Annotated in this window: 11 protein-coding genes; 5 read left to right on the forward strand and 6 right to left on the reverse strand. The window is 43.0% G+C overall.

The genetic code is table 11. The features are described from left to right. Positions 1-45: 45 nt before the first annotated feature. On the reverse strand, positions 46-675 hold the full coding sequence (locus ACPUEK_RS16665) for a riboflavin synthase (protein ID WP_067216219.1): 630 nt from the start codon (positions 673-675) through the stop codon (positions 46-48). Positions 676-881: 206 nt separating this feature from the next. Here ACPUEK_RS16665 and ACPUEK_RS16670 point away from each other — a divergent pair, with 206 nt between their 5' ends. Continuing rightward, positions 882-1820 (forward strand): TraB/GumN family protein, encoded by a 939-nt coding sequence (locus tag ACPUEK_RS16670; protein WP_425641515.1) that lies wholly within the window; start codon positions 882-884, stop codon positions 1818-1820. Between the two features lie 34 nt (positions 1821-1854). Here ACPUEK_RS16670 and glgC read toward each other — a convergent pair whose 3' ends face one another. Beyond that, positions 1855-3114: a glucose-1-phosphate adenylyltransferase gene (gene glgC / locus ACPUEK_RS16675; RefSeq protein ID WP_067216227.1), complete on the reverse strand. Its 1260-nt coding sequence runs from the start codon at positions 3112-3114 to the stop codon at positions 1855-1857. A 96-nt stretch (positions 3115-3210) separates the two neighbouring features. Between glgC and glgA the strand changes: the two genes are divergently transcribed. Further along, positions 3211-4641: a glycogen synthase GlgA gene (glgA, locus tag ACPUEK_RS16680; RefSeq protein WP_425641517.1), complete on the forward strand. Its 1431-nt coding sequence runs from the start codon at positions 3211-3213 to the stop codon at positions 4639-4641. A 73-nt stretch (positions 4642-4714) separates the two neighbouring features. Here the strand turns inward: glgA and ACPUEK_RS16685 are convergent, their stop codons facing one another. Both ACPUEK_RS16685 and mrcB read right to left on the reverse strand, forming a co-directional pair. Next, entirely contained in the window at positions 4715-5545 is an 831-nt protein-coding gene (locus ACPUEK_RS16685; protein ID WP_425641518.1) for a substrate-binding periplasmic protein, read from the reverse strand. 134 nt (positions 5546-5679) lie between these two features. Further along, positions 5680-7857: a penicillin-binding protein 1B gene (mrcB, locus tag ACPUEK_RS16690; RefSeq protein ID WP_425641519.1), complete on the reverse strand. Its 2178-nt coding sequence runs from the start codon at positions 7855-7857 to the stop codon at positions 5680-5682. Between the two features lie 240 nt (positions 7858-8097). Here mrcB and ACPUEK_RS16695 point away from each other — a divergent pair, with 240 nt between their 5' ends. Together ACPUEK_RS16695 and ACPUEK_RS16700 are read left to right on the forward strand one after the other, a co-directional pair. Then, positions 8098-8457, forward strand: coding sequence for a Rieske (2Fe-2S) protein (locus tag ACPUEK_RS16695; protein ID WP_067216236.1), 360 nt, complete (start codon positions 8098-8100; stop codon positions 8455-8457). A 53-nt stretch (positions 8458-8510) separates the two neighbouring features. Beyond that, complete coding sequence (locus ACPUEK_RS16700) at positions 8511-8960, forward strand: MarR family winged helix-turn-helix transcriptional regulator (protein WP_067216240.1); 450 nt, start codon at positions 8511-8513, stop codon at positions 8958-8960. Here ACPUEK_RS16700 and ACPUEK_RS16705 read toward each other — a convergent pair. Both ACPUEK_RS16705 and ACPUEK_RS16710 read right to left on the reverse strand, forming a co-directional pair. Then, positions 8953-9588: an HD domain-containing protein gene (locus ACPUEK_RS16705; RefSeq protein ID WP_067216243.1), complete on the reverse strand. Its 636-nt coding sequence runs from the start codon at positions 9586-9588 to the stop codon at positions 8953-8955. The genes ACPUEK_RS16700 and ACPUEK_RS16705 overlap by 8 nt on opposite strands. 3 nt (positions 9589-9591) lie before the next feature. Further along, complete coding sequence (locus ACPUEK_RS16710; protein WP_425641520.1) at positions 9592-12702, reverse strand: EAL domain-containing protein; 3111 nt, start codon at positions 12700-12702, stop codon at positions 9592-9594. Between the two features lie 470 nt (positions 12703-13172). Here ACPUEK_RS16710 and ACPUEK_RS16715 point away from each other — a divergent pair, with 470 nt between their 5' ends. Beyond that, the gene (locus tag ACPUEK_RS16715) at positions 13173-13754 is read left to right on the forward strand and encodes a HupE/UreJ family protein (protein ID WP_067216251.1); all 582 of its coding nucleotides are present in this window, start codon (positions 13173-13175) and stop codon (positions 13752-13754) included. The last annotated feature ends 41 nt before the right edge of the window (positions 13755-13795 follow it).

A 13795-nucleotide genomic window follows, 5' to 3' on the forward strand; every position in this document is an offset into this window, starting at 1 on the left:
CTCCATTTATTTCAATGTTTTCACGCCATATCCATGGTATTTACGTTACGGTAAAACAATGCCTCGTTGCTTCAATACTCGCTCAACAGTATCTACTGTTGCCTGAGTATGCGCATCAATCTCAAGGTTTACCAAATCACCAGCCTGTAAAAGACCAAACGTGGTCAAACGAAGCGTTTCAGGAATCAGGGAAACCTCAATCCAATCATCCCCGATGGCACTGATTGTTAAACTAGCGCCATTTAACCCCACATAGCCTTTATCAAACAGGTAACGACGAGCATCCACTTGTTGATTATCAACAGCAAAGCGAATGTGGAAACTTTCTTCTATTTGCTCCACTTGATGGACTACTACTGTCGTCATGATGTGCCCTGACATGACGTGTCCACCGACCTCATCCCCCATACGAGCGGCACGCTCGAAGTTCACTTTGATACCGGGTTTAAGCTTACCAATGTTAGTAAGTTTCAGGGTTGTATCAATGACATCAAACGTCAATACATCCCCTTCAATTTTAGCCACTGTTAAACAGACGCCATTAATGGCAACACTGGCACCCAGCTGTTGTTGAAGCATCATACCTTGAGGGAACACCACCTCAAGAATTCGGTTACGACCATTTTCTTGACAGGAGCGCACTTCCGCCATACCTTGAACTATACCGGTAAACATAATTCGATCCTCTGTTTGATCATTTGAGCGCCAAAGCCTATTTTTGGTGCATGATTACTGCGTGACTGAAGAATTTATATACTATACCGCCTCAAAGCAGACAGAGTAAGGCTTTGAGGAAGTTATCACATAGTCTCTACATGGGTTATCCACAAGCATCGTGGATAATCCCTTACTGTTTCATGATAATCAAGCAGCCTATCCCTATGCGCCATTCTATCTATTTCTTAAAGTGTATCTTTATCGCGCTGCTAGTCATAGTACAAGCACCCGCATTCGCATCATCTTATCAACCATTCATGTGGAAGCTGCAGCACCACGCCGCAACAGTCTACCTAGTCGGCTCAATTCACGCATTAACGCCAGACTTCTACCCTCTGCCAAAAGCCTACGAAGACGCCTTTGCTGAAGCGGATAGAATTGCAGTTGAACTCGACCCCGAAAAGCTTGACCCTAATAAATCAGCTCGCCTAATACAATCAAAAATGTGGTTACCAAAAGGCGTCACCATCGACTCCTATCTATCGGACAGCCAAAAAATACAACTAAAAACCTTTGCCGAGCAAAATGGTTCGCAATACGAACGTATTGTCCACTTGCGCCCATGGATGCTAGTAGAGCAACTCACCCAAGCTCAACTAAAAGACTCTCAATATCAGTCTGAGTTTGGGATTGATATGCACTTCTTAAAACAGGCAAAACAAAGAAACTTACCGGTTCTTGAAATCGAAACGCTACAACAGCAAATTAACGCCATTGCAGACGCTCCTTTTCAAGCACAATTAGCCATGTTGACGACCAGTCTCGAGCAGATGGATGATGTCGACTATATGGCACAAATGACTGAATACTGGCGACAAGCGGATGCTGATGGGCTTTACCATTTTGTCTATCAAGACGTTCTGGATACACCACAACTAAAGCCTATGATGGAATCCTTACTGGATCATAGAAACGAACGGATGGCTGATGTAATTAGCATCTATGTTGGACAAGCTGAAAGACAACCAATGACTACTTTTATTGTGGTGGGTGCATTACACCTAAGCGGTCCTAACAGCATCATCAAAGAACTTGAACAAAAGGGATTTCACTTACAACCCATGTTCAACACTGAGACACACAAAAAAGCCCTAACAAAGTAGGGCCTTTTGCATCAAACAGAGCTCATAATAACGCTCATTCTGTTTGAGGAAGTTTATCTATCATTTTCTGAGTCACCAACACAATACCATCTTCATTACGGTAAAAGCGCTCAGCGTCTGCAACAGGATCCTCACCAATAATAATATTAGGCGGTAATTTTGTATCTGAGTCCACAATAACGTTCGTCAATTGGCAATGTCGGCCAATATCACAACCTGGCAAAATCACCGACCTTTTAACGTAAGAGTAGGAATTCACGCGTACATTATTAAACAAAATTGACTGTTCAACCGTTGACCCTGAAACAATGCAACCGGCCGAAACGACAGAGTTAAGCGCTGTACCGATACGTTCTTCATAGTTGTAATTGAATTTTGCAGCAGGTCGCTGATATTGAGCCGTTCGAATAGGCCATGACTCATCATAAAGATCCAATTCAGGAACCAGCTTAGTTAAATCCATATTAGACTCCCAAAAAGCGGTCAATGTGCCAACATCACGCCAATACGGACTTTCTGGGTAGCTTTCGTTCGGGATACAGCTATTAGCAAAATAATGCGCTTTGATTTTAGAGCGGCCGACAAACATTGGAATAAGGTCTTTGCCAAAGTCATGGCTAGACTGACGATCCTGAGCATCATTCATCAAGTTATCGCGTAAAAACTTAGTACTGAAGATATAAATCCCCATACTTGCAAGCGAAACCTCAGGATTTCCAGGCATCGTCGGAGGGTTACTCGGTTTCTCTTCAAACGAAATGATGTTGTCGTCTTCATCTACGTGCATGATGCCAAATTGATCGGCTTCTTTAACAGGCACCTCAATGCAAGCGACCGTTACATCAGCATTGTTTTGAATATGCTCTTGTAACATGACACTGTAATCTTGGCGGTAAACGTGATCACCCGCTAAGATCAAGATGTATTCACTGTTCAGCTCATCAATCATTTTAAAGTTTTGATAAACCGCATCGGCCGTGCCACGATACCAATCTTCGCCTGTTTGTTGCTGCGCCGGCCACAGCTCAATAAATTCATTAAAGTCTGAACGTAAAAAGTTCCAACCTCTTTGCACATGCTGATTTAACGTATGAGAGCGATACTGTGTCAGCACCGCAATTTTTCTCATCCCTGAATTAATACAATTAGATAAAGGGAAGTCGATAATCTTATATTTACCAGCTATCGGCACCGCTGGCTTCGATCGATGGTCTGTTAGATCTTTTAAGCGAGACCCTCTTCCTCCCGCCAAAATTAACGAAAGAGTACTCATACGTGCGGCATTCAAATCCATATATCACCTTTACTTTTTTATCCGGGCCCTACACTACATTAGGCTTTTATTAGGTATACTCTGGTCATATTACTAAATCAATATGAAAACAAAATTATGAAAGTCCTGTTTGCATCATCTGAAATCCATCCACTCATTAAAACCGGCGGTCTTGCAGATGTTGCAGGTGCGCTGCCTATTGCACTACGCAAAAAAGACATTGATATTAAGCTTATAATGCCAGCTTATAAGGGGATTCTGGATAAACTCCCTCCAATAAAAAACAGTCTTAATTTAGGCAATCCATTTGGCTGTGGCGACCTAATTTTGCTTGAAACACAATTAGCAGAATCACATACCCCTATATATTTAGTTCAGTGTCAAAGCTTATTCGAGCGAGATGCTGGCCCTTATTTGGATGCTCATGGCCATGATTTTTACGACAATGATATTCGCTTTGCCGCATTTTCATGGGTATGTGCCTTCATCACCCAATATGGAGCATTAATTGGGTGGCAACCAGACCTTTTGCATTTAAATGATTGGCAAACAGGCTATGCCGCCGCTTACTTAGCAGCATGGCGTCTAAATCATCCCCCCATAGTCACAACAGTACATAATTTACGTTACAACGGCAGTTTTCCCATTGAGCGATTTGATGAGGTACGATTACCGCATGATTTACTGTCCATTCATGGTATGGAATTTTACGGCCGCTACTCCTCCTTAAAAGCAGGGTTGGTGTATGCTAATGCCATCACAACCGTTAGCCCTACTTACGCCCATGAAATACTAACATCTGCTTATGGGGATGGCTTAGACGGCACGCTTCGAGCACAAAGCCACAAGCTGTCAGGTATCTTAAACGGCGTAGATTACAATGAGTGGTCTCCAAGTATCGATCCATTCATTCATACCCATTACGACTTACATTCCTTAGATAATAAACAACAAAACAAGCTGGCGTTACAGCGCGAAAATGGCCTACCAGAATCTCCTAATGCTCCTATATTTGGAGTAGTTAGTCGTTTAACAGAGCAGAAGGGCTTAGATTTAATTCCTGCCGCAATTGAACCAGCCTTACAGCAAGGGGCAATGTTCATTCTATTAGGCTCTGGCGACAAAGCACTCGAGCAGCAATATTTAGATCTGCAAGCACGATACCCAGATCAAGTCAGTATACGCATAGGTTACGATGAAGCGTATTCGCATCGACTTCAAGCGGGGATTGACATGTTATTGATTCCATCACGCTTTGAACCTTGCGGTCTCACACAACTTTACGCACTAAAATATGGAACCTTGCCCATCGTTCGACGTACAGGTGGGCTTGCAGATACCGTGTTCGAAGAAGGCCAACATGCTAATGGTTTTGTTTTTAATCATGCAACAGCCGAAGAACTCAGATCTGCAATAGATCGCTCGTTACTAGCTTACCGAGATTTATCAACTTGGCGCACTCTGCAAATACAAGCCATGTCTCAAGATCACAGCTGGGAGCGCGTAACCGAACAGTGGATTAACCTTTATCAATCCCTGATCAACTAGCAACAAAAAAAGCCGACGCACATTTATGCATCGGCTTTTACTAACTGCAATCACAACTTATCAGACAACAGTACTATCGCGTCTTGCTGGACCACTCAGCTAGAGCATTAACAAGCACATCTTGCGGAACACCTTCATCAACCAGCTCTCTGAGTGCGGTTGTAATGCGACTTCTAAGTTCAGGGGTATTACATGGTGAGAGTTTTGATATCGTCAGAAATAACCCTTCACTACTAATAGAAGGCTCTACGGCTTCAACAAGCCCCTCTAGAGACATATGCCGAACGTAAGCCACCCCTGGGCTGCGCTCATACAGTACATAATCGGCCCGGCCAGCATCAAGCATTGAAAACGCTTGTTCTAAACTCGCAACGGTCAGCAGACTTAAGTTTTTCTTCGCATAGTCATCAAAGTCTTGTCCGAAACTGTTGTTAATAACCGTAACACCCCAATTATTACGTAAGTCTGACCACTTTTGATAATCGAACTTGCGACGACTAGACTGCCATACCATACTTTTCGTAAACATCATTGCCGGAGCAAAATACGCCATGTAATCAGCACGCTCAGAAGTGTAAAAAGCACCTGCCATCAGATCAACACGACCACTTTTGACCTCCTGTTGAGAGCGAGACCAAGGACCAACATAAATGGTTTTAATCGGAATGTTGATTTTCTCACTGAGCTTGCCCATCAAATTAGCAACGGCTCCACGGAGCTGACCTGTTTGCTCTTGTTGCCACAAAAAAGGAGGGTATTCTGGATTACCTGTCGCTGTAATCGATGAGCACACCGAGCCACTTTCCGCCGCCATACCCGAGATGGGATTTAGAAGCGCCCCACAAAAAGCAACAGACGCTAAAATAATTTTCACCGTGCTTTTTACATTTACTATTTTTTTCATTATAAGCACTTCACTTCTTCTACTGAGACTATCACTTACTTCTTATAACAAGTCGAAGAAAGTCTGTATTTTTTCAAAGAAAAGCATATATATCAGTAAATTACAAATCCGTATTCAATCCAATCGATAAATTGTCAAAAGAACCAAAAACAAGAACTAGATGATTTGGGTTGAGTCCCTTCAATAAAAGGAAGCTCGACCTTTTCTTTACAACGATCCGCCGCTATTTCAAATTCATCCAGTGTCACATGATAATAATTCGCTTCCCGAGGAAGCGCCTTGGGCAGTGACCTCTGCGGTAACGCCTTGGCAAAATCAATCCAAACCCACTGGGCTCCCGAGCTACCGGTGATATTCATGGATGAATTATCATCTTGGCCAAGCCATACGGTACTTAAAAAGTCATCGGTAACCGCGACAAACCAGCTATCTCGCTGATCATTGGTCGTACCGGTTTTAGCGGCAAACCTCAACCAAGGTAGCTGACCTTGAGCAGCCCGTGCTGTTCCTATTTCAGGGGATTTTGTCATCCCCGCTAACGTCACCGCTAGCGCTTCTTGAGTAAAAGGTACTTCACTGCTTCGATCAAATCGTTTTAATACTTTACCATTTTGATCCATAACAGACAGCACAACACCTAACTCTGCACTTTCACCCGTTGAGGCCAACGGCTGATATAAACGTGCGACTTCAAATGGAGAAAGCTCTAAAGACCCTAAAGCAACCGATGGGTACATGGTAAAAGGTCTTTTGACCCCCAACTGACGTAGCGTATCGGCTACACGATCAAAACCTAAGTTACTGGCTAAATCGATGGTGGCTAAATTGTACGATTTTGCTAATGCTTCGTATAACGGCACTTCGCCATGAGTCGTTCGACTGTAGTTTTGTGGCTCCCACAGTTTGCCGCCTACCTTGAAACGTTTTGCTTCATCTTGAATTCTATCCCACCAGGTGTAACGTCCTGAAGCGATTGCAGTAAGGTAGATCGAAGGTTTTACCAAAGAGCCAATCGGACGCACGGCCCCTAATGCTCGATTAAAGCCACTGTAATATTTATCAGAAGACCCAACCACCGCACGTACTTGGCCGTTATGACGGTCGGTGACAACCATCGCGCCCTGCAAGCCTTTCAACTGCCTTTTTTGCTGAACCAAAGCAGAAACACGACTGTGCATCGCCTTAAGAGCGGCTTTCTGAGCACGAATATCAAGTCCAGTGTATATTTTAAGGTCTTTTGTCGCCAGCGTAGCTTGGTCAAAATCACGCTCTAGCTGCATCGAAACCAAATCTAAGTAGTCGCCATAGACAGATCGGCGTTTCCCTGGCGGAGACAATTTTAGTGGCTGTTTTTTCAGTACGGTGGCATTGCGCGCGGTTAATTTCCCTTGATCAAGCAGCAAATCAATCACCACATTTCTACGTTGTTTCGCACGCTCTGGATTGCGTCTGGGGTTATACAGTGAGGGGCCTTTAACCATACCGACTAACAATGCCAGCTCGTCTAAGTTCAACTCATGCAGCGGTCGTCCATAAAAGTATTCACTCGCGGCTGCAAACCCATGTAACGCGCTATCACCTTCTTGAGCCAGATACACCTCATTAACATAGGCGGTAATAATTTCTTCTTTGCTGTAGTGGTACTCAAGCAGCAAAGCCATAAAAACTTCCGTAATTTTACGAGTGTACGTCCGCTCAGAGGTTAAGAACATATTCTTAATCAACTGCTGAGTCAGTGTCGACCCCCCTTGCCTACGACTCCCTGACGTCACATTAACAAAAGCGGCTCGCGCAATTCCTGTTGGCGATATACCAAAGTGATGAAAAAAATCACGGTCTTCGGTAATCGTCAGGATTTCAATCAAACTCTTAGGAATCTGTTCGTATACTAGAATGTCACGATTCTCTGTATTACCGCCGTATAAATAACCAATTTTTTGAGGTTCAAGCACTGCATTACGATAACGTTTACCTGAGATATCTTGAATCTGCAGCTGGCCGTTTGCAAACGAAAACATCCGACGTGATGAAGGGTGGTAACCTGTATGGTCGGTATAATCACGTAAATGAGCACTTACTTTTGTTTGGCTGCGTGCCGCCCACCCTACTTTCTGGCTATTTTTACCAAACCGATACCCGTATTCAGACAAAACATTCTCAAGATCTTGCTTACGCCAAGGCGCGCCATCGGTTAACTCCAGAGGCGCACTGTATACTTCCGAAGGCACTTGCCACTTCTGGCCTTCAAAACGAGCGACAACTTGCTTATCTAGCCACCATAACCATAGGCTAAAGGGAATACTTAAAATCAAACTGAGAATAACCAGCCACTTAAATAGCCTACGCCAAATAGAAGGTCGTTTCGGCGAGCGTTTGGTCTTTTTGGCACGCTTTTTTGGTGCTGGTTTTTTCTTAACGGAGGAGGGTTTATTAGTCATAGTGCGGAGTATAAAGGGCCTCTGTAAAGACAGCAATCAGCCATTAAACAATAGGCGCTTCTTTGCATTCTCGATACACTTTATACTCATAAAAATGATAACTGGAAATGCGCTATGCTGGTTTTATCTAACATTCAGAACAATACAATTCATGCCCTTAAAAATGAACAAAGTTACGTGTTTGACATCAATTCAGCTCACTTCCTTGCCCTTGTGTCAAATAACACTCTTTTTATTTATCAAAATCTTTGCCCACATTTAAATAAACGCATTGCAAACGACAGCTTCCATTGCTTTGACGAAACTTTCAGTCTAATTGAATGTCAATTTCACGGTGCGCAATTTACACCTGAAAAAGGGGAATGTGTTTCAGGGCCATGTGTTGGCGAACGTTTACAACGTTTTATCATTACCGAGGTCGACGACGTCTTTTGCCTACTGCCGACATCAAACGAATTGAAACAGCACACCTAACTTTTATCTGATATTCTGACAGTATTTCATCAACTAGATTGAACGATTCCTCTATGGCTGACATTGAACGCGATATACAAACTGCTTTGATTGGTATTATCTCCGGACTGAAACATGCAATGCGTTTTGCTATGCAAGAAAGCAGCACACCTCTTTCGCCTTTGTACTTCATTATTTTAAAAATGATCCATGATCATGAAAACTGTACAGCCATTATGATTGCTCAGCACTGTGGCAGAGATAAAGGTCAAGTTACGCGGCTCATAAAAGAGCTAGAAAAGTACAATATGGTTCGCAAAAAGCAAAACCCAGAAGATAAGAGAAGTTCTTTTATTGAATTAACTCAGCAAGGCACTCAGTCTTTCAAAACATTAGAAAGCTATGATTTAGAAGCGCTTACAGCCATGACCCAAGGATTATCAGATGAACAACTTCAACAATATCTTGAAATATCTATGGTTATGGCAGACAACCTAGCTCGTTATGAAAGATCCTCTAACTGATCTCAAAACGCAACTGTTCCAAATATTCTCGCATAAACTGTGTTCTGCGTGCAGCTTCAGCTCGCCCAGCTTGTGTTTGGAATGTTGCCTCTAAACGTAGAAGTTTCTGATAGAAGTGGTCTAAAGTAAATTCAGAATCATTCGGTTCGCGCTCTGAACAGAATGGATCCTCCAGCTCGTACAATAAGCGAGACAACTGCCCTCCTACCATCATACACCGCGCAATCCCGATCGCACCTAAAGCATCCAATCGATCGGCATCCTGCACAACTTGAGCCTCAAGTGTTCTTGGTGTTACCTGAGCACTAAAACTGTGAGTTATAATGGCATGCTGGATGGCACTAACCTGCGAATAATCAAACCCTAAATGTTTAAGAAAAGGTTCAACTAAAGATGCAGAGTCAAAAGACGCTTGGCTTCTCTTAGGATGATCCTTTGGATAATTAATAACATCATGCAGCCATGCTGCCGCAATCACAAGCGTCGACTCTGCACCCTCTTTTTGAGCAAGCCGCTTTGCTTGTTTGACAACACGCTCAATATGAGCCAAGTCATGGGCATTGTCCGTTTGCATTCGTTCAACAACATACGCTTTACAATGTCGCTCTAGCTCATTCGATTCAGGCATCGTTTACTCACAATCAAAAGCTTTCCATTGATCGTACCATTCTAATACCTTTTCTGCAGGCATCGGACGTGAAATGTAATAGCCTTGACCTAATTCGCAACCTAACTCAATGAGACGTTTAGCATGACCCGCTGTCTCAACACCTTCTGCGATAACGTCTAACGAAAACGCATCCGCAAAGCCTATAACCCCTTTAATAATAGCAAGATCATTTTTACCTTCTAACATTTCACGCACAAAACCGTGATCAATCTTAAGGATATCAACCGACAGCTCTTTTAAGTGGCTTAAGGTCGAATAACCCGTTCCAAAATCATCCAGTGAAAGCTTGACCCCCATTTCTTTACAGGCTTCAATCACACCTGAAACCGTCGCCAAATCCTCTATCGCACTGGTTTCGAGGATTTCCAGCTCTAGCGACTCCGCTACAGAACGGGGATAACCCGCTAACAGACCTTTCATTTCCGTAATAAAGCCACCCTGCTGTAACTGATAACTTGCCAAATTAACACTCACGGTTTGGTTATAGCCCAGCTGCTGCCATTGCCATAACTGCGCTAAAGCGGTTTTTATTACCCAATTACCAACCTCTAATTCCAAAGGCTGATTGGTTAAAGCCGGTAAGAATAACGCCGGTGCCAAAATGCCTCTGGTTGGATGCTGCCATCGAATCAAAGCTTCATACCCAAACACTTCTTTGGTACGCATATTCACTTTAGGCTGATAGTACAACCTAAACTGCTCTAACTCATACGCCTGCTGCAATTCTTCATAAAAACGGTGCTGCTCAACCAAAATATCTTCTTGGCTTAAATTAAACGCTTTTAATCGATTGCGACCACTAATTTTCGCCTGATACATCGCTTGATCCGCTTGACGAATCAATTGGTCAGCTTCAACTTCACGGTTTTGAGGATAAAAAGTCACGCCTATGCTGGCACTAATATGAAGCGTTACACCAGATACTTTAAACGGTTGAGCTAATGCATCTAACAAGCACTGCAGTTGTGGCTCAATTTCCGAAGAATTTTGTAGAATTGGCACCAACAAAACAAACTCATCTCCTCCAAACCGAGCGACAATACTTTCGCCACCAAGCGTCTCGCGCATACGTTTAGCCACATCCACGAGTAATAAATCTCCAGTATCATGACCAAAGGTATCGTTTACCTCTTTAAACCCATCCAAGTCTAGGAAGGCTAAAGCGAACTTCGTACCATAAATAGTCGCGTTTCTGATTTTGATATCGAGAGAATTGGTTAAGTTCGTTCGGTTTGGCAACCCTGTTAACGAATCAAAGTAAGCAATATGTTCTAACTGTTCTTCATTACGCTTTTGACGTGTAATATCTGAAAAAAGCGATATATAGTGGCTCACGTTTCCTAACACATCACTGACAGCGACAACGGTTAGGTTTTGAGCATAAATACTACCATTTTTACGCTTATTCCAGATTTCACCTTCCCAAAAGCCAGCACTGACAATCTGCCGCCACATTTCTTGATAAAAATCTTTACTTTGCCGTCCTGAGTTTAAAACTCGTGGATTTTGACCGATGATTTCAAACCGGCTGTAGCCTGTTATTCTAGAAAAAGCAGAATTTACATCAAGGATATCGCCCTTCGGGTTCGTAATGGCAATACCTTCACGAGCATTGGCAAAGACACTGGCCCAAAGCTCTAGCTGTTCTTCATTTAAATGCCGTTCTGACACGTCCGAATGAGCCCCTACAAAGAGGGTTACCTCACCAATATCATTACGTAACGCCTGAAGTCGATCTTCAACCCAAATCCAGTCGCCTTGTCGAGAGATCCGATATGAAAAAATCAGAGTTCCTAGGCAACCATCAACGCGCCATTGGCGAAACGTAGCTAAGGCTTTGATTAAATCGTCATCATGAATAGACTTCTGCCACCAGTTACGAATAGTCTTCACTTCTTCTGCCGTTTTACCGTACAAGTGGTAGCAATTACTGCTGATGAATTGAAGCTGACAGTACTCGGGATCAAGGGAATAAATGACAGTAGGACTGCTGCTTAGCAATGCGTCCAATTGTTTGTTACTACGCGTAAGTAGCTCTTGGGCTTGCTTTTCTTTTTTAATCAAGCGAGCCAAATGCTTGTTTTGTCGAAACGTATTCCAAGACAAGAAGATCAATGACAAAGCGATCATGTTTGCCAATAAAAAGTACGTGGCATAGCTTTTCAGAAAGTCGATCCAACCTAAGCTTTCATCGTCATAAGGCGGCAGCGAAAGCTCTTTTAACATCAGCTCAACAGGTAAATAATCTAAGGAAGGAACAAAACCATACAATCCATAATCTCGAGCTTGTTTGCGATCAATCTTCATATTAAGCAACGCAGCAGTCACTTCACGGGTAACGTCTGTGTCTACACTTGCTTTAGCAACAAACGCCCATTCAGGAAACAGTCTTGTCGAAACAGAAAACGGATAACCTGCGAAGTTCTGTTCATTTAGAATTTTAAAAGCATTTGCCTCGATGCGCCCCTGCTGAACAAGCTTTTCCAGCACACCACTTCGAACAAAACCTGTATCCTGTCGCTTGGAAAGTACCGCATCAACTACCTGCTCAGCGTCAGCATATTGTTTAAGCGCATCAACAGAAGGAATATTGAACCCATTACTTTTAAGTTCAAAAATTTGAGCAGTATAATTTTCTAAATAAGTCGGAGCCGTTGCAGCAACAGGGTATTGATAAAGGTTATCGAGCCTTATCGTTTGGTTGTCACGTCGAGTAAAAATCACGCCTCCCATAAAGCTTGTAGTCTTCCCTTCAAAGCCACGTCGAAGCGTCAGCAAGGCTCCACTTAAGCGACCTGTACTGCGAAATTTCAAATAATGGACAGGGTCTAATAACATCAAATCATATTGATAACGTTCGATAGTACTGCTCAAATTTTCAGCACTAGAAACTTTAAGGTTAATATCATAATTCGGTAATCGTTCAGTCAAATCATCCACAATCGACTGAAATAAAAGAACCGTAGAGACATCAGGATTGTAGGAGAGAATAACAAGATTCAGTTTTTTCGACTCACCATGGGCCCATAGTGGCAAAACGATACAAAAGAAGCAGACAATCCGTTTCAGCATGAATGCATGCACCTAATTAAGATCATATAAGTAAGCAGGCAGATTCAGAATGTTACGTTGGCTATCAGTAAATTGTGTTTTATACATGTCACGATCCCGTTTCATTGCCTCGAAAAACTGAGTGGAGCCATTAAGCATTCGCTAAACTCTAAGTCTGGCTAATGTAAGCCATCAAATGCCTACCCTTCTCATCGATGGTTTATAGTCTCCAGCAGGACTTCGTACATTTAACTAACGTACCAGTTTTCATCAAAAACTTACTCAGTACAATATACCGAATAGCATTCCCTTCTCGTCCGGCACGCTTAATTGATTTCGATCAATGGTTAACTTGGAATATTTTTGCACTTAAGCATTGAGCAGAACGCTACATATCTTGTAAATCATTCACTATTAGCCGATATGCTTCGTGGTAAACTCCCGTCTCGGTTTTATCCGGTTAATGAAAATTTGTTTTTAGGAGAACAGTGATGAGAATCACAGTAGAGAAAACGGGACTTTTAGCTCTTACATTGATCCCAGGAATGGCATTGGCACACCCTGGACATGAGCATACCTCTAGCTTTTTATCTGGCCTTATTCACCCACTTACCGGTTTAGATCATTTGTTAGCCATGTTTGCTATCGGCCTTTGGGCTACAAGCCTCGGCGGTCGATCGTTGACGTTAGTACCGACAATGTTTGTGACCGTTATGCTACTAGGTGCTGGTGCTGCCATGCTGGGCATGAATGTACCATTTATTGAATCTGGTATTTTATTGTCTGTCATCTTAATGGGCGCACTGTTATTAAGTGCTAAGCGTCTACCACTGGCAGCCTCTATCACAATTGCTGGGACGTTTGCCATTTTCCACGGCGCTGCTCATGGCATGGAAATGCCTTTAAATGCAAATGGCTTCGAATACGGCCTTGGCTTTGCACTGGCAACCATTGCACTTCATCTAGTGGGTATTGGGACGGGGCGTATGCTGCAATCACTTAATCTTACTCGATTAAATCAAGTGGGCGGAGCAGCCATTAGTTTAGCCGGGGTGTTCTTAGTTTTCGCTTAATCGCAAAATACCAGAACTAAGACCTAGATCAAGCTGCGTAG

It is taken from the genome of Marinomonas gallaica (assembly GCF_049821165.1).
In the GTDB taxonomy this organism is placed as follows: domain Bacteria; phylum Pseudomonadota; class Gammaproteobacteria; order Pseudomonadales; family Marinomonadaceae; genus Marinomonas; species Marinomonas gallaica.

Excerpts from the sequence above, each read along its gene's own strand:
- ACPUEK_RS16705 (WP_067216243.1), bottom strand. The coding sequence starts at position 9,588 with ATGCCTGAATCGAATGAGCTAGAGCGACATTGTAAAGCGTATGTTGTT.
- ACPUEK_RS16700 (WP_067216240.1), top strand. The coding sequence starts at position 8,511 with ATGGCTGACATTGAACGCGATATACAAACTGCTTTGATTGGTATTATC.
- ACPUEK_RS16715 (WP_067216251.1), top strand. The coding sequence starts at position 13,173 with ATGAGAATCACAGTAGAGAAAACGGGACTTTTAGCTCTTACATTGATC.
- glgC (WP_067216227.1), bottom strand. The coding sequence starts at position 3,114 with ATGGATTTGAATGCCGCACGTATGAGTACTCTTTCGTTAATTTTGGCG.
- ACPUEK_RS16670 (WP_425641515.1), top strand. The coding sequence starts at position 882 with ATGCGCCATTCTATCTATTTCTTAAAGTGTATCTTTATCGCGCTGCTA.
- ACPUEK_RS16685 (WP_425641518.1), bottom strand. The coding sequence starts at position 5,545 with ATGAAAAAAATAGTAAATGTAAAAAGCACGGTGAAAATTATTTTAGCG.
- glgA (WP_425641517.1), top strand. The coding sequence starts at position 3,211 with ATGAAAGTCCTGTTTGCATCATCTGAAATCCATCCACTCATTAAAACC.
- ACPUEK_RS16665 (WP_067216219.1), bottom strand. The coding sequence starts at position 675 with ATGTTTACCGGTATAGTTCAAGGTATGGCGGAAGTGCGCTCCTGTCAA.
- ACPUEK_RS16710 (WP_425641520.1), bottom strand. The coding sequence starts at position 12,702 with ATGCTGAAACGGATTGTCTGCTTCTTTTGTATCGTTTTGCCACTATGG.
- ACPUEK_RS16695 (WP_067216236.1), top strand. The coding sequence starts at position 8,098 with ATGCTGGTTTTATCTAACATTCAGAACAATACAATTCATGCCCTTAAA.